The sequence below is a fragment of the Bacillus sp. T33-2 genome, assembly GCF_002860205.1.
Lineage (GTDB): Bacteria > Bacillota > Bacilli > Bacillales > Cytobacillaceae > T33-2.
On record NZ_PGVB01000038.1, the window covers coordinates 1 to 23793 of the forward strand.

Here is a 23793-nt window from a genome sequence, read left to right on the forward strand (position 1 = left end):
TCATATAGAAGAAACATGATGGTTATTGTTTGTTGACGCTTGTTTGTTTAGTTTTCAAAGAGCGATAATTTCGCCACTCCAATTTAGAAGCAACTTTTATATGATATCAGATCAGCGATCCGATGTCAACATGTTTTTTATTTTAGGTTGAACTCTATTTTCAAGAGCAACTTTTATATATTATCAGGATAACACCCCGATGTCAACATGTTTATTCATTAATATTCGTTCGCCTTTTTCAAGAGCAACTTTTATATGATATCAGGATTGAATCCTGATGTCAACATGTTTTTCTAACTGTAACTGCCGTTCGCAGCAACAGATATTAATATAGCACCATTAGTTCTTTAAGGCAATATGTTTTTTCATCTTTTTCTTGAGTAGCCCAAAGTAAAATTATTCTTATTAATATGTAAGTTTCACCAAAAAAAAGCAAAGTGGGAAAACACTTTGCTTTCAATCGTCATTATCGGTGGCGCATAAGCGGGAACAGCAATACATCGCGGATGGACGGAGAATTGGTCAGAAGCATGACAAGCCTGTCAATCCCGATTCCAAGCCCACCTGTTGGAGGCATTCCGTACTCCAGCGCTTCAATGAAATCCTCATCCATTTCGTGCGCTTCATCGTTACCTTGTTCTTTTTCTTTCAATTGAGCTTCAAACCGCTCCCGCTGATCGATAGGGTCGTTTAGCTCGGTAAATGCATTCGCATGCTCACGGGCTACAATAAATAATTCAAACCGGTCGGTAAAACGAGGATCCTCGTCATTTTTCTTCGCCAATGGAGAAATTTCCACCGGATGCCCATAAATGAATGTAGGCTGGATAAGTTTTGCTTCTACTTTCTGTTCAAAAAACTCATTTACAATATGTCCGTATTGCATATGATCGGTGATTTCGATTCCGTGCTCTTTCGCAAGCTGCTGTGCCTCTTCTTTGATCATATTCTTCCAGAAGTCCACACCTGTGTGTTCTTTAATAGCATCGAGCATGTGGAGCCTTTTCCATTGAGGTTTTAAATCCACCACATAATCACCGTATTTAACGGTCGTAGTTCCCAGTACTTCCTGCGCGATATGGGCAATCAGATTCTCAGTAAGGGACATGATATCACGATAGTCAGCATAAGCTTCATAAAGTTCAATCATTGTGAATTCCGGATTATGCCTGGTTGAAACTCCTTCATTCCTGAAGACACGGCCAATTTCATATACCTTTTCAAGGCCGCCCACGATCAGGCGCTTTAAGTGAAGCTCTATGGCAATCCTCATGTAGAGAGTCATATCTAAAGCATTATGATGTGTAATGAATGGACGCGCAGACGCACCGCCGGCGATAGAGTGCATCATTGGTGTTTCCACTTCAAGGTAACCATGATCATCAAGGTATCGGCGCATTGATTGAATGATACGGCTGCGGGTGACGAACGTATGCTTACTTTCATCACTCATAATAAGGTCTAGATACCGCTGGCGGTAGCGTTGCTCAACATCTTTCAGGCCATGGAATTTGTCAGGCAGCGGACGAAGGGCTTTTGTCAAGAAAACAAAATCCTGCACCTTAATGGAGAGCTCACCCACTTTTGTTTTGAACAGGGTCCCTTCAACACCAACAAGGTCTCCTAAATCAGCTTCGTCAAAAACGCGGTACTGTTCCTCCCCGACAGCATCCTGACGGACATAAATCTGGATTTGCCCTGTCAAATCCTGAATGTGGGCAAAGCCAGCCTTCCCTTTGCCGCGTTTTGTCATTATACGGCCGGCAATTTTTACAGAAACATTTTTCGCCTCTATATCCTCTTTTTCCAGTTCTCCGTATTCAGCGGCCAACTGCCCGGTCAAATGCGTGCGCTCAAAACGTTTGCCAAATGGATCTAAACCATTTTCACGAAGTGCGTTCATTTTTTGCCGTCTCACGATTAGCTGGTCATTTAATTCTTCATGACTCATTTATTTTCAACTCCATTATAAAAAATGTATTTATGTAGTTCGGCTATATATACTTTTATTATTTTACACAATTCAGTGGCTTCAGACATCATAAATCACTAAATAGAACAAAAACTGCCAGTTTTGTTCACTGGCAGCTGCTGTTAATAACAAACGTATTATAGAAAAAGTGCCCGGCAATGTCAATTATACTGCCTGTGACTCTTGTTCCAGGATTTGTTCAACTTCAAATACATAATTGGTGAGTAGCGTAACCAGTTGGTCACGTGTAGTGCATTCATTGACAGCATTGCGGATCTTGGCGTTTCCGCGGATCCCTTTCAGATACCACGCGGCATGCTTGCGCATCTCACGGATTGCGATATCTTCATTCTTCAGGGCGATCAGGCGGTCAAGATGCAGAATGCATACATCAATTTTCTCACGTACAGATGGTTCTCCCATGAGTTCGCCTGTTTCAAGAAATTTAACAGTCCTGTAAATCATCCAAGGATTCCCGAGCGCGGCACGGCCTATCATGACGCCGTCAACTCCCGTTTCATCAAGCATTCGCTTGGCATCCTGCGGTGTTTGGACATCTCCATTTCCGATGACAGGAATGTTCACCGAGTGCTTCACTTCACGGATAATATCCCAGTTTGCTTTTCCTTCATACATTTGAACGCGGGTACGGCCATGCAGTGCGACGGCTTTTCCGCCGGCCCGCTCTACGGCCTGGGCATTCCTCACAGCATAAATATGGTCGGAATCCCAGCCCATGCGCATTTTCACTGTTACTGGTTTTTCTACTGCATCGGTAACAGCTGAAACCATCTCATAAATTTTATTTGGATCTAGCAGCCATTTTGCGCCAGCGTCGCATTTCGTAATTTTAGGAACGGGACAACCCATATTGATGTCAATAATGTCCGCATTCGTATTCTTGTCTACATATTTTGCAGCCTGTACCAGTGTTTCTTTCTCACCACCGAAAATCTGCAGGCTCAACGGCTTTTCTCTTTCATCAATATAAAGCATATCCATTGATTTTTCATTTTGAAAAATAATGCCTTTGTCACTGACCATTTCAGCGCAGACAAGGCCCGCCCCAAATTCTTTTACTGTAAGACGGAATGCGGAATTACAGACACCTGCCATTGGCGCGAGTACGACGGGATTTTTCATTTGAATATCGCCTATTTTAAGCATCGTTTTACCTCCCTCTTCCAGGTTGTATATTTATATTACCGTCCTCTGACGGAGCAAGTTCCTCTATGCTGACGTTTAATAGAAAGGCCGTTTGCAAAATAAGATGTTCCGTCGGCATCCGGTTGCCTCTCTCTATCTCACCCAAAATAGACACAGAAACACCCAATTCTTTTGCAAAACTCTCCTGTGTAAAACCTTTCAGTTTTCGAAAAGCGCGAATACGTCTTCCCCATTTTTCTGCTTCCATATTCGTACTCCTTCTTTATTAGGTAAACTGGCTAAAAAGCTATTAAGAGGATTCTCCATCGTCGGCACTGTGATGTTAGGACAAATTTCCAATAATGGAATGATGACAAAAGCTCGTTCTTGCATCCGCGGATGTGGAACCATAAGCTTCTCTGTTTCAATATTGTCTTGATCATACAACAAAATGTCAAGGTCTATTGTGCGCGGACCCCATTTTATTTCCCTTTTTCTCCCAAGTTCCAGTTCGATTTTTTGGCACACATCCAGTAAGTCCTGGGGTTGTAACACTGATGATACCTTGACTACCATATTAAGAAACAAATCCTGTTCTGTATAACCAACCGGGTCGGTCTCGTATACAGAAGAAGTAACTTCCACTTTTATTTTTTCATCGGAATGAAGCAGCAAAACAGCTTTTTTTAAATACTCAAACCTGTTCCCCATGTTAGAACCGAGAGCAATATACGCATGGTTTTCCAACTCTATCGACTCCTTGTAATTTCTACCGCTACCGAACGGTAATGTCCTGGAATTGGAGGGTCGGGTTTTATAACCTTTACGTGGCAGACGTAAATCATCGGATATTGCGTTAAGATCCGCCCTGATATCGTTTCGGCGATTGTTTCAAGCAGCTTGTATGTTTCTCCCTCGACTACTTCTTTACATAGATTGTACAGCTCAGCGTAATTGATGGAATCTTCCAGGAGGTCTGTTGTACCAGCCTTTTTAAGGTCGAGTTCAACTGCCAGGTCAACGACAAACCTCTGGCCCAGCCGGTTTTCTTCGGGGAAAACTCCGTGGTAGCCATAGAACTCCATTTGGTTGACTGATATTTTATCCATCATGAACCTCCTTGCCCATTAAAGCGTCCATCATTTTAGCCATGCGGGCCATTTCCTTCACATCATGTATCCTTATCAGCTGACAGCCCTGCTGGATACCAAAGCAAACGGTGGCTCCTGTCCCTTCCATCCGTTCTTCTACCGGAAGGCTCAGGGCATTGCCAATGAGAGATTTTCTTGACGTACCCAATAAAACAGGATAACCGAGAGCAACCAGTTTATCAAGGTTCCGCATCATTTCTAAATTCTCATCAAAGTCTTTTGCAAAACCAATGCCCGGATCCAATATAATATTTTGGTCTTCTACCCCGGCATTCCTGGCAAGCATTATGCTTTCATACAGATCGCTCAGCACATCCCTGACGAATACTCGATAGTCCCGATTTTTCCGGTTGTGCATCAGGATGATGGGAACATTTAAGTCAGCGGCGACAGATGCCATTTCCGGATCTGCCTTAGCTCCCCATATATCATTGATGATATGTGCCCCTGCTTCAATAGATCTTCTGGCTACTTCTGCCTTATACGTATCGATTGAGATGGGAACGTTAACTTTTTGCGCGATTGCTTCAATAACGGAGAGGACGCGTTCCAGTTCCTCTTCCGGGGAAACAGGCTGAAACCCCGGCCGGGTTGATTCACCGCCTATATCCAGAATATGAGCCCCCTGCACCACCATTTCTTCAGCCCGTCTTACCGCGAGGTCCGTACCGCTAAATTTTCCTCCGTCTGAAAAGGAATCAGGCGTTACGTTTAAAATTCCCATAACAAGTGTTTTTTCGCTGTAATCCAGCGTATATGGCCCTGCCTGTATTACTTTATTGTTCAACCGTGCCATCGTGAATCTTCCTCCAAAACTAAATCTTTGCTGCTGAATTTCCTGGATATAATCCTTATTCTGCAGCTGACAGCTTCTCCTATCCATCATACATGATGTGGACAAGCCTTTCATTTGTTATCCATAATAAATGCGATTTATTGCGCAAAAAATACCACAGTTTTGAAAGCTGTGGCATGGAGGAGAATCCATTAAAAAAGAGGCGAGCACTCGGCCGCCCCTTTCCTGATTTATTCTGTTTCGAATTGGTAAAGCGGTGTGCTTAAATAGCGTTCCCCGTTACTAGGAATGACAGCGAGAACTTTTTTGCCTTTTCCTAATTGTTTCGCAACCTGCAACGCAGCATAGATGGCTGCACCGGATGAAATTCCGCCAAGGATTCCTTCTTCTTTTGCAGCGCGGCGTGCATATTCAAACGCCTGTTCATTTTCAACGGTCAGTACCTCATCATATACTTCCGTATTCAGGACATCAGGAACGAAACCTGCGCCGATTCCCTGGATTTTGTGTGGTCCGGGCTTTCCTCCAGAGAGTACAGGAGAATCGGCTGGCTCCACAGCAACAATTTTCATGCCATTATATTTTTCACGCAACACTTTGCCAGCTCCGGTTATTGTTCCGCCTGTTCCAATCCCGGAAATGAACGCATCCAGCTGGTCACCCATCTGCTCGACAATTTCTTGGCCTGTTGTTCTCTCATGAACAGCAGGATTGGCTTCATTTTTAAATTGCTGCGGCATGAAGTAGCCATTCTCCTCTGCCAGTTCAGTTGCTTTCCTGATCGCTCCGCCCATTCCTTCAGGGCCAGGTGTGAGCACTAAATCTGCACCGTAAGCACGGAGCAAATTGCGGCGCTCCAAACTCATTGTTTCAGGCATGACCAGGATTGCTTTATAGCCCTTGGCTGCTGCGACCATCGCCAGGCCAATTCCTGTGTTTCCGCTTGTCGGTTCAATAAGGGTGTCTCCCTGTTTCAGTAAGCCTTTTTCCTCTGCGGCCTCAATCATGGCCAAAGCAATACGGTCTTTTACACTGCTGCCCGGATTCATGTATTCCAGTTTCAGGTAAACCTCCGCGCTGTTTTCATCCACAAGCCGGTTTAATTTTACGATGGGTGTCTGTCCAATCAATTCGTTAATTGAGTTTGCAATACGTGCCATTGTAAATCCTCCTCATTAATCCGAGTAATTTTATTGGTTTTATTAAAATGTATCAATCTACACGTGCGATGTCAATTATTTTATTCTATTCTTAAAATTCTAGCTGATATTCTACTTTTATAAACCTTTTATTAACAGGGGCGGATTAAAAAAGCACAAGCCCTGGAGAGACTCATGCTATGTTCGTATTACTTTTCTTCTTTGCTGCCATAAAACCAGTCCACTCCGGTTTCGGCCCAGAACGGCTGGGCTGATACCGGTACACCCATCTGCTCGAGGGCTATTTGTCTGCGTATCTGGTCCTTTACTTCCTTGAACTTGTACTCTTTCCCGTTCAGTTTTTCGTGTAAAAACAGGATTGCGTAGCCAGATTCAAGTTTGATCGGATCCGTCCATTTCTTTCGTTTTAAGGTTTGTGCTTCCTCGATTATTTCCGGAGGGAAGCGGTCATCCTCCCAAGTGACATATCCTAGGTCACCGCCTTTATTGGCGGAAAATTCATCGATAGACCTTTCCATCGCCAATGCAGCAAAGCTTGATCCTTGCTCAAGTTCTTTAATCGTCTGGTCGGCTTCTTTCTTTGTCTTAACAACGATTTGGGACAGATGGTATGCATCTGGAATGTTAAACATGCTTTTGTTCTGTTCGTAGTATTGCTTCATTTCTTCTTCAGAAACAGCGGCATCCTTTGTTAACAGCTCTTCAAGCAGAAGGTTGTGCTTGATTTGCTGCCTCCACTCCCTTTCTCCCTGGCTTCCATCCTCCAAAGAGTTGTACATTGTTTTTAACCAGGCCAATTCTAGCTCGACCGCTTTTTCAGATACTTTAATATCATATTTTTCCGCCATCTGCTCTGTTACCCGCTGGTCGATCAAATCCTTCAGCGTTTCTTCCCCGTATCTCTCTTCAAGCTCCATAAGCCATTCCTGGCGGGATATGTTTTGTCCGCCAACTTCAGCAACCAGTTCTCCGTTTCCAAAAAGCCCTGAACTCACAGCCTTCCCAGGCCCGGCCAGAAAATACACGGCGGTCAGGCAATTAAGTGCCACTAATCCTGCAATCACGAGCCAGAGGTGCTTTTTTTCCAACTTCTTTTCCCCCAGATTGATAATTTTATTTAGCCTCTGCCCTTAATGTTTCAAGTTCCTCTTTTGAGAAAATATATTTTTCGTTGCAAAAATGGCACTGAGCCTCAGCCTGACCGTCCGTGGCAATCATATCGTCTATTTCCTCCATGCCAAGGCTGACAATTGCATTTGAAAATCGGTCTTTTGAACAATTGCAGCTGAATGAGACAGGGAGTGTCTCAAGGAATTTCACATTTCCTTTTCCAAACAGTTCTTCAAGAATTTGCTCCGGCGTCAGCCCTTTATCGATGAGTTTAGAAATCGGCTCGATTGTCCCGAGCCTGTTCTCTATCGCCGTTACAGTATCTTCGGTAGCGCCCGGCATTAACTGAAGAATAAAACCTCCTGCTGCTTTGATTGTGTTATCCGGGTTGACAAGCACGCCGACGCCCACTGAAGAAGGAACCTGCTCAGATGTAACTAAATAATAGGTGAAATCATCACCGAGTTCTCCGGAAACAATCGGAACCTGTCCGGTAAAATAATCGCGCATACCGACATCCTTTACAACTGTTAGGGTTCCGGTAGTGCCTACCGCCCTTCGGACATCCAGTTTGCCATGCTCATTCAAATCAAAATGGATCTGTGGATTGGTTACATATCCGCGAACCTCGCCTTTTGCATTGCTATCAACAAGAATAAGTCCGATCGGGCCGCCTCCTTCCACTTTAACTGTTAAATTGTCATCACCTTTGAGCATCGCCCCCATCATGACTGCTGCTGACATTGACCTGCCCAGGGCTGCGGAAGCAACCGGCCATGTATAATGCCGACGCTGAGCCTCTGCGACCGTGTCAGTCGATTTTACTGCATATGCCCGGACTTGTCCGTCAAAGGCAAGGGCTTTCACCAAATAGTCACTCATAATCATGCACCTTCCTGTTGTAGGTAATCCAATTTGCATCACTTCATAGGTTCCTTATTCCGCTTATAGATCAATTGCAGCCCTTTCAAGGTCAAATATGGGTCGACTACGTCTATTATATTTGATTCGGCTGAAATAAGGTTTGCCAGCCCCCCAGTGGCAATGACAGTCGGGATGGCTTCACTTTTTGCTTTCATCCGTTTAACTATTCCCTCAACCTGGCCAACATATCCGTACAAAATGCCGGCCTGCATCGCTGCAACGGTGTTCTTGCCAATGATGTCATCAGGGCGGCTTATTTCAATCCGTGGCAGCTTCGCGGCTTTAGAATAAAGGGCCTCTGTTGAAATGTTGATTCCAGGTGCAATCGCCCCACCCATATATTGTTTCTGTTCATTGATATAACAATAGGTAGTTGCTGTTCCAAAATCGACAATAATCAGTGGGCTGCCGTATTCGTGGATTGCAGCAACCGCATTGACAATCCGGTCAGCACCCACCTCCCTTGGGTTTTCATATTTAATATTAAGCCCGGTTTTGATTCCAGGCCCAACTACCAACGGCTTGAGATGAAAATACTTCTGGCACATCCTTTCAAGGGCAAACATGATTGGAGGAACTACAGACGAAATTATAATGCCATCGATATCTTTAAAACTAAGCCCCACATAGTCAAACAGGGATTTTATGATCATTCCGTATTCATCTTCTGTTTTGTGGCGGTTTGTTTCAATTCGCCAATGGTGCTTTAATTGTTCCTGTTCGTAAACCCCTAAAACGATATTTGTATTTCCAATGTCAAAGACAAAAATCAAGCTTCTCACCACTTTTATAAATAGTTTTTCCACTCACAAACACTAACTAATATCATAACATATGCATTGTAATATCAGAATAAAATCAGGTTTGAGCGTTTTCCAACTGAACAGGCTGTTGTAATTAAACATAAAAGAAAAAGGCGCCCTGAAAAGAGCGCCTCTCACATTTATTGCTTTGGTTTGTCACTAGCATTTGGATTGAGAGGATCGATATCTGTCACAGGAGAATCATTTTCCGGATTGCCTGCGGACTGCGCTTCTTCATCCTTTTTCGTATTGATAGTGACTTTCACGTCGTTATCTTTACTGCCATCAGTTAAAACCTTTTTCGTGTCGACAGCGCTCCGGTCAGGAAGCTGGCCATGGTCAACGAGATACCTGATCTGTTCAGCATCGAGCGTTTCAACTTCCAATAGAGTATTGGCAATCAGATCCAGCTTCGCACGGTTTTCAGTCAGGATTTTTCTCGCTCTTTCATAGCATTCCTTGATGATGCGCTGGATTTCAAGGTCAATTTCATACGCAATGGCGTCCGAATAGTTTTGCTCGTTATGAATATCACGTCCCAGGAATACCTGTCCCTGTGCCTGGCCAAATTGAAGCGGTCCAAGCTTTTCACTCATGCCGAATTCTGTGACCATGCGGCGGGCGATACCTGTTGCCCTTTGGAAATCATTATGGGCTCCCGTGCTCACTTCACCAAAGACGATTTCTTCAGCTACACGGCCGCCAAGCAACCCTGTGATCTTGTCGAGAAGTTCCGGCTTTGTCATGAAATAACGGTCTTCTTTCGGAAGCATTACTGCATAACCGCCGGCCTGTCCGCGCGGCACGATTGTAACTTTATGCACAATATCAGCTTCGTCAAGAACCAGGCCGATAACTGTATGGCCGCCTTCGTGGAAAGCAACGATTTTACGTTCTTTCTCTGAAATGACGCGGCTTTTCTTGGCAGGACCAGCAATAACACGGTCTGTTGCTTCATCAATATCTTCCATTTCAATCTTTTTCTTGTTTTGTCGCGCCGCAACAAGTGCAGCCTCGTTAAGAAGGTTTTCAAGATCCGCTCCAGAAAACCCTGGAGTGCGCATTGCAATGCTCTTTAAGTTAACTGATTCATCAAGCGGCTTGTTGCGTGCATGTACATGCAGTACCGCTTCACGCCCATTGACATCAGGACGGTCAACCGTGATCTGGCGGTCAAAACGGCCAGGGCGCAGCAATGCAGGATCAAGTATATCCGGACGGTTTGTAGCAGCCACGATAATGATGCCTTCGTTGGCTCCGAATCCATCCATTTCAACAAGCAGCTGGTTCAGGGTTTGCTCCCGTTCATCATGCCCGCCGCCGAGACCGGCACCACGCTGACGCCCAACCGCATCGATTTCATCTATAAAGATAATACAAGGTGCATTCTTTTTCGCTGTTTCAAACAAATCCCGAACCCTGGAAGCACCAACACCAACGAACATTTCAACGAAGTCGGATCCGCTGATGGAGAAAAACGGCACTCCAGCCTCCCCGGCGACAGCACGTGCAAGCAATGTTTTACCTGTACCTGGAGGTCCTACCAATAACACACCTTTTGGTATACGGGCGCCGAGTTCAGCAAACTTGCGAGGGTCTTTCAAAAACTCAACAACTTCAACAAGTTCCTGTTTCTCCTCATCCGCTCCGGCTACATCCTTAAACCTTACTTTCTTCTTTTCCTCATTATAAAGCCTGGCCTTGCTTTTACCGAAGTTCATAACCCGGCTTCCGCCGCCCTGCGCCTGGTTCAAAAGGAAGAAGAACAGGATAAAGATAATGATAAACGGTATGATGGAAGTGAAAAAGGTAACCCAGCCGCTTGTTTCCTTTGCAGGGAGTATTTCAATTGCCGAATTGGCTTCATCTGCTGCTCCCTGTATTTGGTCAAGGGTCGTTGGGTTATTCCAGACATATGTCAGGAAATTATTTTCTTTTTCTCCGCCTTTATACTCGCCCCTTACCTCAAACACGCCTCTTTCAGGCTGCACTGATAGTGACTTGACATTTTTCTCCTCAAGAGCCTGAAGGAATTGGTTATAAGTTATATGCTTCGTTGGCTCGTTATTGCCATTGAAGAAACTGACCACACCGATAATGACTAAAAATATCAATAAATAAAAGATGGTATTACGGAAGATCCGATTCATCCCTTACCTCCTCCCACGGTAAACAAACTATATTAAATAGTATCATAGAAAATTGTGTAAATACAAGGATTAAGCTTGTGTTCCAACCATTGAAAACTGACCGTCAAATGTTATTTTCCCTAATTATTATTTGGCATAAACCGCAGGTTTTAAAACCCCGATATATGGAAGGTTCCGGTATTTCTCTGCATAATCAAGACCGTAGCCGACAACGAACTCATCAGGGACAATAAAACCTACATAATCCGCCTGAATGTCTGCCTTTCGTCCTGATGGCTTGTCAAGAAGGGTTACAATTTTTATGGAATTAGCTTTACGGTACCGGAAAAGTTCAACCAGGTAGCTGAGCGTCAGCCCGCTGTCAATGATGTCTTCAATGATTAAGATGTCCCTTCCTTCAACCGAAGTATCAAGATCCTTAAGGATTTTTACCTCCCCGGAAGAGACCGTTGAATTCCCGTAGCTGGATACATCCATGAAATCCATTTCCAGATAAGTATCGATCCGCTTCAGGAGGTCGCCCATAAAAGGCATGGCTCCCTTTAACACGCCGATCGCAAGTGGAAACCGTTCTTTGTATTCTTCAGTTAATTGTGAAGCTAACTCTTTTATTTTTTCTTGTATCTCTGCCTCTGTGATCAATACTTTTTCGATATCATTTCTCATCATTTGTGTGCCCCCTGGAAGAAATCGATGCTTTTTTATATATTAAAACAAAGTTTGCTTCACCTGTGTCATCACTGCCCGATACATTGGACTTCTTCAAGCCGGGCAGCCAGAGAATTTTTCCGGCCGGGTCTGTCACAACGGGCCAGGCATCTCTTTCAGCTACAGGTATTTTACTGTCAATGAAGATATCTTTAATTTTTTTGGAACCTGCCATTCCCTTCAATGTCATCCGATCACCTGCTTGCCTTGTCCGGATCTTGATCGGCAGGCTGATATCCCGCGAATTGATAAAGAAATAATCCGCACTGGCTGCTAGCTCCTCGGCATCAGCGCCATACTTTGCATCGATGACATCGCCATTTGGCAATTGTACAACCTGAGGCTTGTCAATTTCAAAATAAAAGGTCTGCCTCTCGGGAGGATTAAGCTGAAAATGGCATTTTCCATATGAACGAACGACTTTTAATCCGTTTGGAAAGTCAAGTGTTGCAGATGGATGGGGATTGCATATAATTGAAAAAACTTTTTCAATATGTAATGCGGACAGGGATGCAGGTCTTTCTTGATAAAGATAGTTTAATATTAGTTTAATCCCTCTTCTTTGTAAAGGCATTGGCATTTCCCGAAAAGGCCCTATTTCAATAGTGATCTGCCCGCTATCCCTTACCATTAGTTTGTTCATTTCCCGGCGTGTTAATTCTGCCAGCAGGTCTTCATCCATCTGCAACTCCTCACTGAACCTCTGGAAGTGTTCGTGGACGAGAGGATTTTCTTCTTTCAAGAAGGGCAATACTCTCTTTCTAAAACGATTCCGGCTGTAGGCGTCTTTTTCATTGCTCGGATCGCGCCTTGGATCAAGGCCTTTCTCTTCACAATAGGCTTCAATTTCGGACTTGGACAAACACAGGAACGGGCGGATGATACAGCCATTTGAAAAACTCCTTGAGAAAGGTATGCCTGCTCTTGCCTTTCCCGTGCTCCCTCTAGTCAACCTCATTAATACGGTTTCGACCTGGTCATCTCCATGATGGCCCAAAACGAGGTATTGGACTCCCAAAAAGTTCATCATTTCTTCAAAAAAATGATATCTGCACTCCCGGGCGGCATTTTGAGAACTCAATCCAGCTTTATCAGCATATTCTGCGACATTGATCCGCTTCATATAAAATGGGATGTTTCGCTGTTCGCAGAAATCCTTTACAAATAACGCCTCGTCATAAGACTCTTGTCCCCTGAACATATGGTCTACATGGAGAACATTAATCTGCAGATTCCGCTTCTCCCGCTCTTCCCATAAAAAATGGAGCAATGCCAAAGAATCCGGGCCTCCTGACACCCCTACGGCCAGTGATAAATTTTTTAACTGTAACGAATTTCTTTCAATGAAGGCATTCACCTTTGTGTCCAGCATAAACGTTCGTCCTTACAGCCGGCAGGCGTTTTCATCTCCCCAACGGCAAGTCAATAATCTATCGTTAATGATCTTCACTTTTATTGGTATAAGCTTATCATTTTTCACTCCCCACAATCAAAAAGAAAACAATAAATGAACAGAACCGTAAAACAGGTTTGCGTTTCATCAGTTAAATATAATGCAATCCACCTGTAAGCGGCGGAGTCTTATGTACGATTAAAGGAATAAAAGGTTTCATCAATTCCGTTAAAAAACCTGATTATATATATGGAGAAAGTAGAGCAGGGAGATGGCAAGTATGATAATAATTGTCTCCAGCACCCGGCCTTTCTTCTTTTTGTACTTATATGAACGAGTTGAAACATTTTGCTGCTGTCTGCCGGGTTTCCCGGGGGCAGTTGCCTGAATGCTTGTTACGGTGTCGGATCGTTGCTGGCCCTGCATAATATGTAATACATCATGCCGCATTTCCAGTGCGGACGAGTAGCTGCCTGTTAAAGCCTTAATTATGGCATCTTTAAAAATTTGCAGCTCGCGTTTCTTTTCTATCATACCCTTTAGCTGCTCAATCCCCCCGCCCATCCTGGTAAAGCGGCCCGGATAGGCAGTGTTGATGATGATCATCGCAACGGCGAACAAGTCATATTTTGGGTCAGCCTTTCTGCTGCCAAGGCCCCAATACCCTCTGTCAAAAAACTCCGTAAATTCTTTGATCGCCCTGCCTGTTTGGGTCGTCCCTCCGACGTCTATACACCTCACCCGCGCCGGTGGGCCGGTGACAATTAAGTTATCAGGCTTCAGGTCCCCAAACACCCAGCCGTTTTCATGGAGAAGCTGCAAATCAGATAAAAGCTGCAGGATGGCAACCCCTGTCCAGGCTGATCCTTTATTCTTTATGAATGTCAGAAGATCCGGCCCTTTTATAAATTCCATTACGTAAAAAGAAATTTTCCCGGATTTGCGATCCCAGTCATCCACATCCAGCAAAGAAGGCCCTAGGGCAGATCCCTGGACCTTGGCAAACGATTTTAACACATTTACTTCAGATGTAATCGATAACCCATTATCACTCATCTTGAGTGCAACCTGCTGATTTTTGTTTTTCGCCAAATAAACAATCCCGTTCGCGCCATTGCCCAATTCTTTAATCACTGTATACTGGTTGCAGTGCCACTTACCTTGAATGACCGTACCTTCGGTTACTTTAGATTGACTCTTCAAAGAATGGTTCATCATCACCTGACAGCAGGCTCCTTAATGATCTTTTATTCTTGAAATAAGATAAAGCTTCCCGAACGGCCGGCCCTGTAGGGGTGATCCCCCCACTCGTTAATTTCGGGAATATGCTAGACAGAGATCCCAGCCTAGGTGTCCAGTCCAGTAATTTTTCGACATCATTCTTTTTCCCGGGAAATACAAAAACAGCAAAGTGGTTGTCACCCGTTCTTGCATTTAAGCTCAACGACAGATCCAGAAGCGCTTCTTTGACGGTTGGCAGCTTGTGCTTCATGCTTGCGCTTGTGTCGACAAGAATCAGCACTTCAAGTTCGGCTGTTTCACCCAATTCGTCAACCACTTCCATTATCTCGCCCCGTTTCTCTGGCGGCAGGTCTTCAACGGTCTGGGATCCGCCAAGAATTTGTTGAAGTTCCCGGTTCACAACACCCTGCAATGTCTGGGTCATGGCTTTTCTCGTCACCATCTGGACGGTCTGCGTAAGCTGCTGGGCGTAAACAACCTGGCTGACACCCCCGCCTGCAAGGGCAATTTCTTCAATTTCCTTCAGTCCCTGCTCATCTATCACATCCTGTTCCATTACACCGATGACGTTTATCGTGATTCCTTGCTCTTTAGCAAGAGCAGACATTGCCACCGGATCCTCCCCCTGGTTTGAGCATCCGTCAGTTATCAGCAGTATTTGCCGCAATGTGCCCGTTTTCATATAATCCCCTCCAATTGAAGAATTTTGTTACCATTTTCGACGATAAGAAGAGGATTTATACGTAGTTCAGGCTCTTTTCCGGGCTGTATTTACAGGGATTGATGCCCATTTAGGGATGTTGTGGTCAATTTTTGCGACTACTACGGTCATGTCATCCTCAATTGAACCGGATCTGGAACGAATCACCTCTTCCATGATCAAATCTGCTACAGCCTGCGGGTCTTCTGTGTGCATCTCAAGGATTTTGCGTTTCATCCACAAATCGTAATTTTCCACATGCTTCGGCCCTTCAAATACTCCATCGCTCATCATGACCAAAAGATCTCCCGCCTTCAGCTGTTCACTTACCACATCTACTTCAAACTCCTGTAAAATTCCCATCGGCAAGTTGCTTGCCTGAATCTTGATCATTTTGTTGCCACGCCTGATAAAGCTCGGTGTGGAGCCAATTTTTAAAAACCTCGCAGATGCATTCTGCAGGTCCACCATGGCTAAATCAAGCGTAGAAAAAATTTCATCCGTCGTGCGCAGCGACAGAATGGAATTAACAGACTTAATCGCTACCTTTTCCTCTATGCCGGACTGGAGGATCTTCTTCAGCAGCATAAGGGTTTCAGTGCTTTCGGAATGCGCCCGCTCTCCGTTGCCCATGCCATCACTGATGGCAATAGCGTATTTCCCCACCCCGAGTTCTATCATGGAAAAGCTGTCTCCTGAAACTAAATCTCCGTCCTTTGCTGCATGGGCGACCCCTGTTGTGACCGTATAAGCCTTGGCGGACCTGAATGTTACTTGGCAAAATCCATTCCCTGACGAGGCACATGCTTCGGAATTGACAACGATTGTTTCTTTTAAAATATCAGACAGCATCGGGGCGATAAGTTTTTCACACTCACCATGACCCTGGCAATAAGGAATTGTCATGTCAATATCTATATTTCCCTGTTCCAGGCTGTATATCTCTACATGTTCTATTTGAACCCCAAAATCCTGGAGAGCTTCCAGAATCAATTCTTCCTGCTTGTGATGGTTCTCACGTTCCCGCTGGATTTCCTTCGCAAAATCCCCCATCACCTCAGAAACGCCCAACAGCTGGTCTGCAACTAACCTCCTGCTTTCCTGAACCTGTTTTTTCAGCTTACGGTTTGCCTGATAGAAAGTTAGTTGCTGCTGCATTGTTTCCATTACTTTTTTCGATCGGGTACAATGTTTCTCCCAGTCCCTCGTTAATTTCTGTGGAACGATTCCCGCATTCCGATCCATTTCCTGCATAATTTCACTCATGTATTCATAGGTTGTATTAAAGTTTCTTGTCCAGCAGTGCTCTTTTTTAAAGCATGTCTGGCAGTTTTTTTCTGTAACATTGCTCAGGAAGTAATCCATGTCCCTGTCTGTTTCTTCTTCTCCGGCGTGATCATTGATAGACGCAAAACTATTGGACAGCGCCTCAAACACATTAGAGAATTTTGCTACCCGCTGGGCGGTAACATCCCGCATCTTTCTCATGTATTGCTGTTGCTCTGCTGAATACTCTACAGTACCGGGAATATATTTCGCGATCTTGGAAGTAAGTGAGCTTGGAGTAAGAAGGAATAACAGGATAGCGGCTGACGACTCAAGCAGTGTTTTGCTGACAGTCCCCCCTCCTTCTCCATACATGCCGATCAGTAAAGTCGCAATCAACAGACCAACTGCCACACCCACTTTTTTACCCTCTTTAAGCAGCCCGCCCAGCAGTCCTGCAAAAGCAAGCAAGCTCATATGGTAGAAGCTCGATATGTTTGCCAGGCTGAATATCAGTCCGGTCACGACACCAACCGTTGAACCGACAGTGGCTCCGGCCACAAAAGAGAAGATCAGAACGAGGTATCTGGACATCACATGCTCAATTGAAAGATCATATAAAGACCATCCGATTGTTCCGGTCATCACCGAGGCAAGCATGATGATCACGCAGACAATTTCTTCAGTTTTTAACGATTGTCGCCTATTCCCTATTGTTAACAGAGGGATGCTTTGCAGAAAAATCAACGTCAGGATATACCCCAGGCTGGCCTGCACCCCTGCCATCAGCCATTCGTACATCGAGATGTGTCTGTAAATGATCAATGTCTCTAATGGTTTGCTTGCTAGCAATGTCATGAAGATAAAAACGGGGAGTGCCTTCAGCTCGTTTTTCAGCCATTTTTTCGATACCCGGAACATAAACAGGAATAGAAAGGCCGAGCTGAAGGTATAAGCAGCATTGCCAGCCGATATGGTAGCAGCTCCGGCGACCATGCCAAACAGGGCAATAGGGGCCCTGTCTTTCCTTGTAAAATAGACAGCGGCGAAAAAAGGAAGTGCAAATGGCGTCAGCTTGGATAAAATTAATGCCCGGCCAAGGAGGAAACCTATGAAAAGAAATATATAGCCTTTTTTAAGAAAAAACACTTCAATTTGTGATTGAAGCTTGATTAATCTGCCTGTTATGTCTATCCGTGATCCTTCAAACTGGACTTCCCCGATTGGTTGAATTATATTCTTTTCAACTCGTTGCATTTTGGGCTTCACTCCCCCGTTTATTTTAGGTTTGCACACAATTATAAAAGCGGGGTGTTCAAAAGTTTGTCAAAAACGCAGACAAGCCAAAAAGTTTTGTTCGACGCTTTCCCCGAGGGCATTTTTTATAAACATGTGTTTTTATAGCAAAAACGGACAAGGATTTAATGGTGTATTGTTCCTCGTCCACCAATTATCCCTTTGCCAGCAAATTCACTCCTGCCGTCTCATCCCCCGGCGGTTTCCATCCTTTCTTATAACCGAAACGATCCCTAAAAAATTATGTTGACACTTATTCAATATCTATGTATTATATTTGTTGTGCCTAAAATATTAGGACAATTTTTGGCGGTGTAGCTCAGCTGGCTAGAGCGTACGGTTCATACCCGTAAGGTCGGGGGTTCGATCCCCTCCGCCGCTATTAAAAGAGGAAAAGAGTGCCCCGGCTGGGGCACTCTTTTTTTAAAAAAATAAATAAGACAAGCCTGAAGCGGCCTGTCTTTATATGAAAAAAATGATGTCATCTATATTCAACTCAGCAGCAAGTTAACCTCTTCTGGCACCCCGTCCACCGCGTTTTGACTCTGTATTGCGCTTTAGCGACGAAAGACGGTCTTCACTATCCTTTAAAAATTTTGCCATTTTTGATTCGAAGTTTTCCGGGCGTTGGTTGCGGCTATCATTTCCTCTGCCCTGTCGCGGACGCCCAGCGTAAGGCCTTGAATCGGATCTTTCTGGTCGGGCAGGCCGTTCCGGTCTATCTACTGCTTTCTTGATCGATAAACCTATTTTCCCGTCTTTCTCAACGTTGATCACTTTGACTTCCACCTGGTCGCCGACTTTTAGATGGTCGTTGATATCTTTTACATAGTTATCAGCAACCTCACTAATGTGGACCAGTCCCGTCGAGCCATCCGGCAGCTCCACAAACGCCCCGAAATTTGTAATGCCTGTTACTTTACCTTGTAACTTGCTGCCTACTTCGATTGACATAAAAAGATTTTGCCTCCTTAAAGATATAAAAAATCAGACTTACACTATATTATACAAAATCGGGAAAAAGAGTGTCAATACGGCGCCTATTGGGATGTTGTTTCCTTTTTTCCTTCAGGCAGCTTAATGATAATTTCACCCTTTTTTGAAAGGAAATACTCACTCCTGGCCAGCTTGGCTATATATTCATCATCATTCAGCTTGATAATTTCTTCCTTAAGTATCTGTTCTTTCTTTTCCAACCCTGCCATCTGTTGCTCAAGCTTCTTTCTCTCAGACTGTTTTTGTTCCAGGGCGGATATCTGAGAAATAAAAGTGGATACCATTAAGACAGATATAACGGAAGCGAAAACAAAAAAGATCGCGAGGCGCCTGAATAACCTTTTACGTTTCCTGGTTTCTGCAATTCCTGCTATTTCCTGCTGCTGCACATATTTAGTTTCCAATTTTGCAATTTTCCTTTTCCTGATGGCACCCATTCTCCGCAACCCTCCTCATGACTTAATGTTTTTTATCCGGTTGGCTATATTAATAACATAATTCTTTATACGGACCATAATTCCTGCCATTTTATTATATAACTTCTCGACGATTTTTTTAATCCTTTTCGGCAAAAGTGCCCATAAAAATAAAAAGAACGCCTGAAACGGCTTCCAGATAATTTTGACAGTCCATAAAACGATCGATAAAGAAATTTTCAACAGTGCGTACAGGCCTCTTCCAATCAGGATGAATAATGAAAATACCAGGGTTACCAGCAATTGAAGAGGCCTTATGACCAACAGTCTGAAAAATGTGATGCCGGCATTCCCCACCGAAACGACAACCGATATTGCGACTTCCAATATTTTTAAGTAAATTCGTTTCAGCAGGCTCTGGTAGGCGGCAAATCCGCACAGCAGGGCTACAAAAATATAAAACCTAAGTTCGCCCAGATTAACCGAAAATAATACATAAAAAACGGATAATCCCTGAAAAAGCCAGAACAGTATATCGTTAATAAAGACCATCCAGTGCTTTCGCCTAGAACGTTTTAAAAAGCGATTGTACGTATCAAGCGACGCACCAAAAAAGCACCCCATTCCGATCATGGCAAGCATTGTCAGAAACTGGGTAGAAAGTGTCATCGGAACAGCTTGCTAAAGAAACCTTTAGCTTTCTCCCCATGCTGTTCATCCAAGTATACTAAATCGAATATTTTTCCCTTGATTGACACGATTCCCTTATCAACGTCCAGGTTTTTCATTTGCAGGTTCTGCCCTTTTATGGCCAGAAATCCCATCACTGTTTCAAGCAGGAATTCTTCATTATCAAAGCTCTCAACTTGTTTAACTCCTGTAATCTCAAGCAGCCGCCTGCCTCTCATCACAACATCATGGTCAGGAGAGCTGTTTTTTTGTGGATTCGATTCAAAATACTGGCTCATACCAATCCCTCACATTCACTTTAATGCACTGTTTGTACATCCTATGTGACTGATGGGAAAAATAGAACAAGCCCATTATATCCAACCGCTAAAAATAGGTTACACCCAGACAAATATTATGAGTCTCCCAGCTTTTCTTCCTTGATAATCGTAAACATCTCTGCTGCTTCTTCTTTTCGTGATGTTTCCTGAACCCTGTCAATTTTTACGGTGACAAGCTTTTGCCCAAACCGGATGGTTAATTCATCTCCGGCTTTTACAACTGTACTCGCTTTTGCCTGCTGTCCATTTACCATGATTCTGCCCTGGTCAGAAACTTCTTTCGCTACAGTCCTTCTTTTAATCAACCTTGACACTTTTAAAAATTTATCCAATCTCATGAATTTTAAAACCTCCCTAAAGTCCTCTTTTCTTCGCTTCGTCCCAATAAGAATCGAGTTGCTCCAGGCTATGCCCATCAAAGTCTGTTCCGCTTTCCTGGACCATCTTTTCAACGAATGCAAAGCGGCGGATAAATTTCTCATTCGCCTGGAACAAAGCCTCTTCCGGATCAATCTCAAAATGACGTGCGACATTGACAAGGGCAAAAAGCAAATCTCCATATTCGAGTTGCAGATTTGAAAATTCTCCTGCATCATTCATTTCATGTGAAAATTCATCGATTTCTTCCATTACTTTATCCCAGATTGGCGCAATATCCTCCCAGTCAAATCCTACTTTTGCCGCTTCCTTTTGGAGCTTGTACGCTTTAAGCAAACTTGGCAGTCCTTTACCGACACCTTTCAGAAGAGAAGCGCTTTCCTGCCCTTTTTCCTGATTTTTAATTTCCTGCCAGTTCCGCAGGACATCTTCTTCATCCTGCACCTGTACGGCTCCGAAAACATGCGGGTGGCGCCGGACCATTTTTGATGAAATTCCTTCAATGACATCCTCAATTACGAAAAACCCTTCATCCTCTCCAATTTGGGCATGCAGCATCACTTGGAGGAGAACATCCCCAAGTTCTTCTATTATATTATCTATATCGTCATGATTGATTGCATCTATGAGTTCGTACGCCTCTTCAACCAAATATTTTTTTAACGAAAGATGTGTCTGTTTTTTATCCCACGGGCATCCGTCAGGCCCGCGCAAAGCTGCGATGATCTCCCGCAGTTTGCTGAACTCTCTGTAAAGGATTTTTTCTTCCTTGACAGGCGGCACGTACACAGATGTTAAATTATTTATCCCGATCTCCCTGTCAAGTTCAAACAATGGGACAGTTTTGATTTTTTCTTCCTTGCTGCCGGCAGCGGTAACGATCGTTACTTCATATTCATCCGGCAGCTTCTCCATCAAATTGAGCTTTACCTCAGATGCAACAAATTGATCATACACCTGGCCGATAATCGTATGAGAGCTAAACTGGATTCCATGCTTCGGCATCGATGTTCCGTCCAGAAGCTGAAATCCGTCAATCGGATCAATGCGCAAAGCCTGAAACATGCCGTCAAGAAAGCTTTGTCCCCCCGCCAATCTTATCGAAATATTACGCGCCGGTCCTTTTTCGAGGAGCAATTGGACGGTCCGTTCCGCTACCAGAGGATGTCCCGGTACCGCATATACGATCCGCCCTGCGTCGGCCAGTGAAAGCAGAGATTCACTGATTTCTTCATACACTTGTTCAAACTGGCTGTGTTTTTCATATATGTAATCAAAAGAGTTAAATACGAAGCCTTGTGCATGAAGTTCCTCGATGACCGGATGCTCTTTCGTACGTAAATATACGTTAGCTTCTTTAGTTATCATTTTATATACACCTAAAGGCATTTGGTCAAGGTCACCTGCACCAAGGCCGATTATAACGATTTCTTTCATGATTTATCCTGACTCCTCCTGTTTGGCAATAAAAATCTAAGCCTGCCTCCAAATGGAAGCACCAACAATTGTTGCTCGCTCAATATCCTGTTTTTTATAATGATCAGCAAATATAAACAGCCGCCCAGTAACACGGCAGTCAGACCTTGGACAGCCGCGGCGAAGCGGGCTGAATCGAGGCAGACATAAAGAAAGCCGGTAATGCGCAAATAAATAGCTAAAAAGACAGCCATTGACAGTGCTGCAAGAAAAACCTTCAGAAGGAAAGATAGTGGAAGAATGCGTTTTTTCATGACCATCCTTAGCTTCGCCATCAACACCAGTAGAATTACAGCCATCGACATAATTGAAGCAGCAGCTGCTCCAACCGTACAAAATTGAGGGACGAGCAGGACGTTAAACATCATTTTAAGTCCAAAGCCCAGCATAATGACCATAGCCGGAAAAACAGAGTAGTTTAGCCCTTGGAGCACACTTGTCATTGTAATAATGACAGAACCAAGCAGAATCATCAAACTAAGGATTGCCAGCACCATCGAGCCTTGAGTATTTTCAAACAGCAGTTGGTTTGCAGGGCGGATAATGCTGATCAGTCCTGCTGTTGCCCCAGTTCCGATAATGACACTGATTTGCAGGGACATCTTGACATGATGTATTACTGACTCCGTCCTGTTTTTTAATGTGTCACTTAATATCACTGGGACAAGTGACAACGACATTGAGGTGGCCACGACCGTGCCAAGCTGGATTAACGGCTGTCCCCTGTCATAAATGCCTTTTGCTTCCTTGGCGTCAGCAGCCCCGATCCCTGAATTCGCCAGCAACTGGTACAGGTTTAAAGAGTCTGCCATTTGCATGAGGATAAGCAGCATCCCGCTCACGCTTATCGCAAATCCCTGTACTGCGAGTGCTTTGGCGATGGAGGATGATTCTTTGATAAGAGAAACAAGCCTGTATTTCCGAAACGGGCCCTGGTCCCTGCTTTTAAGATAGTAAAGTCCGAGAATGAATGCTGAAACAAGGCCTCCGGTTAAGGATCCAAAGGCAGCTCCGCCGGCTGCGTAATAAAGAGAGTAACCTTGGCTTATGAAAAGCGCTGATAGGGAAAGAATTGTCACAACGCGGACAAACTGCTCACCTACCTGGGAAACAGCGGTCGGCGCCATGTCCCCTTTCCCTTGAAAATATCCCCTGAAGACAGATGAAAACGGCACCAGCAAAAACGGAAAAGCGATGATCCGAAATAACAGGTGAAGCTCAGGGTCGCCCATTGCGCCGGCAATCCATTCTGCCCCATAATAAAACAGGCAGAAAAGGCTGATGCCAATCACGCTTAAGAAAAGAAAAGCAACCGCAAGCAGCCGGTTGGCCCCCTCTGTATTGCCCGTTTCTTTCTGTTCAGTGTAAAGCTTGGATATGACAACCGGAAAACCATATGTAGACAGGACAAGCACAAGCCCATAAAAGGGATATACTTGCTGGTAAATATAAAAACCTGTGTCACCGACAATATTTTGAAAAGGCACCCTGTAAACAGCACTCAGTAGCTTTGTCACAAGTGCTGCCGCGGTAAGGATGAATACCCCTTTAACCACTCTTGTTGATTCTGTAACGGGCTTCATCGCCCATCTCCTTCCAAACCAAGTATCTAAAGTATTATAACATAAAGAAAACTTGCCGATTGGCGAGCCCCTTAGGGCGAAGACAGAGGCGTAGTTGCACTTACACTTTGTTCCTAA

23 protein-coding genes and 1 tRNA gene are annotated in these 23793 nt (G+C 44.3%); 1 reads left to right on the forward strand and 23 read right to left on the reverse strand.

Features of this window, described 5'->3' with window-relative positions; translation table 11 throughout:
- Positions 1-466: 466 nt before the first annotated feature.
- The 16 genes from lysS to spoIIE form a co-directional block, all read right to left on the reverse strand.
- Positions 467-1951, reverse strand: a complete 1485-nt coding sequence (gene lysS, locus CVD19_RS21345; protein ID WP_101585206.1) for a lysine--tRNA ligase — start codon at positions 1949-1951, stop codon at positions 467-469.
- A gap of 186 nt (positions 1952-2137) precedes the next feature.
- Positions 2138-3139 carry a tRNA dihydrouridine synthase DusB gene (gene dusB, locus CVD19_RS21350; RefSeq protein ID WP_101585207.1) on the reverse strand — a complete coding sequence of 334 codons (1002 nt, stop codon included), beginning with the start codon at positions 3137-3139 and terminating at the stop codon, positions 2138-2140.
- Between the two features lie 4 nt (positions 3140-3143).
- Positions 3144-3386: a helix-turn-helix domain-containing protein gene (locus tag CVD19_RS21355; RefSeq protein WP_101585208.1), complete on the reverse strand. Its 243-nt coding sequence runs from the start codon at positions 3384-3386 to the stop codon at positions 3144-3146.
- Positions 3338-3865, reverse strand: a complete 528-nt coding sequence (folK, locus tag CVD19_RS21360) for a 2-amino-4-hydroxy-6-hydroxymethyldihydropteridine diphosphokinase (protein WP_101585209.1) — start codon at positions 3863-3865, stop codon at positions 3338-3340. The genes CVD19_RS21355 and folK overlap by 49 nt, the downstream gene beginning before the upstream one ends.
- 2 nt (positions 3866-3867) lie before the next feature.
- The gene (folB, locus tag CVD19_RS21365; protein ID WP_101585210.1) at positions 3868-4227 is read right to left on the reverse strand and encodes a dihydroneopterin aldolase; all 360 of its coding nucleotides are present in this window, start codon (positions 4225-4227) and stop codon (positions 3868-3870) included.
- On the reverse strand, positions 4220-5065 hold the full coding sequence (gene folP / locus CVD19_RS21370; protein ID WP_101585211.1) for a dihydropteroate synthase: 846 nt from the start codon (positions 5063-5065) through the stop codon (positions 4220-4222). Before folP ends, folB begins: the two co-directional genes overlap by 8 nt.
- Before the next feature lie 230 nt (positions 5066-5295).
- On the reverse strand, positions 5296-6225 hold the full coding sequence (gene cysK, locus CVD19_RS21375) for a cysteine synthase A (protein WP_101585212.1): 930 nt from the start codon (positions 6223-6225) through the stop codon (positions 5296-5298).
- Between the two features lie 188 nt (positions 6226-6413).
- Positions 6414-7313 carry a peptidyl-prolyl cis-trans isomerase gene (locus CVD19_RS21380; protein WP_101585213.1) on the reverse strand — a complete coding sequence of 300 codons (900 nt, stop codon included), beginning with the start codon at positions 7311-7313 and terminating at the stop codon, positions 6414-6416.
- A gap of 25 nt (positions 7314-7338) precedes the next feature.
- Positions 7339-8217 (reverse strand): Hsp33 family molecular chaperone HslO, encoded by an 879-nt coding sequence (gene hslO / locus CVD19_RS21385; protein WP_101585214.1) that lies wholly within the window; start codon positions 8215-8217, stop codon positions 7339-7341.
- A gap of 38 nt (positions 8218-8255) precedes the next feature.
- Positions 8256-9032: a type III pantothenate kinase gene (locus CVD19_RS21390; RefSeq protein WP_101585215.1), complete on the reverse strand. Its 777-nt coding sequence runs from the start codon at positions 9030-9032 to the stop codon at positions 8256-8258.
- A 170-nt stretch (positions 9033-9202) separates the two neighbouring features.
- Positions 9203-11212, reverse strand: a complete 2010-nt coding sequence (ftsH, locus tag CVD19_RS21395; protein WP_101585216.1) for an ATP-dependent zinc metalloprotease FtsH — start codon at positions 11210-11212, stop codon at positions 9203-9205.
- 126 nt (positions 11213-11338) lie between these two features.
- The gene (gene hpt, locus CVD19_RS21400) at positions 11339-11881 is read right to left on the reverse strand and encodes a hypoxanthine phosphoribosyltransferase (RefSeq protein ID WP_101585217.1); all 543 of its coding nucleotides are present in this window, start codon (positions 11879-11881) and stop codon (positions 11339-11341) included.
- Positions 11868-13292 (reverse strand): tRNA lysidine(34) synthetase TilS, encoded by a 1425-nt coding sequence (gene tilS, locus CVD19_RS21405; RefSeq protein WP_101585218.1) that lies wholly within the window; start codon positions 13290-13292, stop codon positions 11868-11870. The genes hpt and tilS overlap by 14 nt, the downstream gene beginning before the upstream one ends.
- 249 nt (positions 13293-13541) lie before the next feature.
- A complete protein-coding gene (locus CVD19_RS21410) occupies positions 13542-14531 on the reverse strand; it encodes a protein kinase domain-containing protein (RefSeq protein WP_101585219.1) in 990 nt (329 codons plus the stop codon).
- Positions 14500-15237, reverse strand: a complete 738-nt coding sequence (locus CVD19_RS21415) for a vWA domain-containing protein (RefSeq protein ID WP_101585220.1) — start codon at positions 15235-15237, stop codon at positions 14500-14502. The genes CVD19_RS21410 and CVD19_RS21415 overlap by 32 nt, the downstream gene beginning before the upstream one ends.
- Before the next feature lie 66 nt (positions 15238-15303).
- Positions 15304-17778 (reverse strand): stage II sporulation protein E, encoded by a 2475-nt coding sequence (gene spoIIE / locus CVD19_RS21420; RefSeq protein WP_101585221.1) that lies wholly within the window; start codon positions 17776-17778, stop codon positions 15304-15306.
- Between the two features lie 347 nt (positions 17779-18125).
- On the opposite strand from spoIIE, the gene CVD19_RS21425 reads away from it, so the two are divergent.
- A tRNA-Met gene (locus CVD19_RS21425) sits at positions 18126-18199 on the forward strand.
- Between the two features lie 125 nt (positions 18200-18324).
- Here CVD19_RS21425 and CVD19_RS21430 read toward each other — a convergent pair.
- The 7 genes from CVD19_RS21430 to CVD19_RS21460 form a co-directional block, all read right to left on the reverse strand.
- On the reverse strand, positions 18325-18771 hold the full coding sequence (locus tag CVD19_RS21430; protein ID WP_101585222.1) for a S1 domain-containing RNA-binding protein: 447 nt from the start codon (positions 18769-18771) through the stop codon (positions 18325-18327).
- Positions 18772-18857: 86 nt separating this feature from the next.
- A complete protein-coding gene (locus tag CVD19_RS21435; RefSeq protein WP_101585223.1) occupies positions 18858-19250 on the reverse strand; it encodes an FtsB family cell division protein in 393 nt (130 codons plus the stop codon).
- Positions 19251-19265: 15 nt separating this feature from the next.
- Positions 19266-19898: a spore cortex biosynthesis protein YabQ gene (yabQ, locus tag CVD19_RS21440; protein ID WP_101585224.1), complete on the reverse strand. Its 633-nt coding sequence runs from the start codon at positions 19896-19898 to the stop codon at positions 19266-19268.
- The gene (gene yabP, locus CVD19_RS21445; protein ID WP_101585225.1) at positions 19895-20197 is read right to left on the reverse strand and encodes a sporulation protein YabP; all 303 of its coding nucleotides are present in this window, start codon (positions 20195-20197) and stop codon (positions 19895-19897) included. Before yabP ends, yabQ begins: the two co-directional genes overlap by 4 nt.
- 116 nt (positions 20198-20313) lie before the next feature.
- Positions 20314-20577, reverse strand: coding sequence for an RNA-binding S4 domain-containing protein (locus CVD19_RS21450; RefSeq protein WP_101585226.1), 264 nt, complete (start codon positions 20575-20577; stop codon positions 20314-20316).
- A gap of 16 nt (positions 20578-20593) precedes the next feature.
- On the reverse strand, positions 20594-22057 hold the full coding sequence (gene mazG / locus CVD19_RS21455; protein WP_101585227.1) for a nucleoside triphosphate pyrophosphohydrolase: 1464 nt from the start codon (positions 22055-22057) through the stop codon (positions 20594-20596).
- Positions 22051-23676, reverse strand: a complete 1626-nt coding sequence (locus CVD19_RS21460) for a putative polysaccharide biosynthesis protein (protein WP_101585228.1) — start codon at positions 23674-23676, stop codon at positions 22051-22053. Before CVD19_RS21460 ends, mazG begins: the two co-directional genes overlap by 7 nt.
- Between the last annotated feature and the right edge of the window lie 117 nt (positions 23677-23793).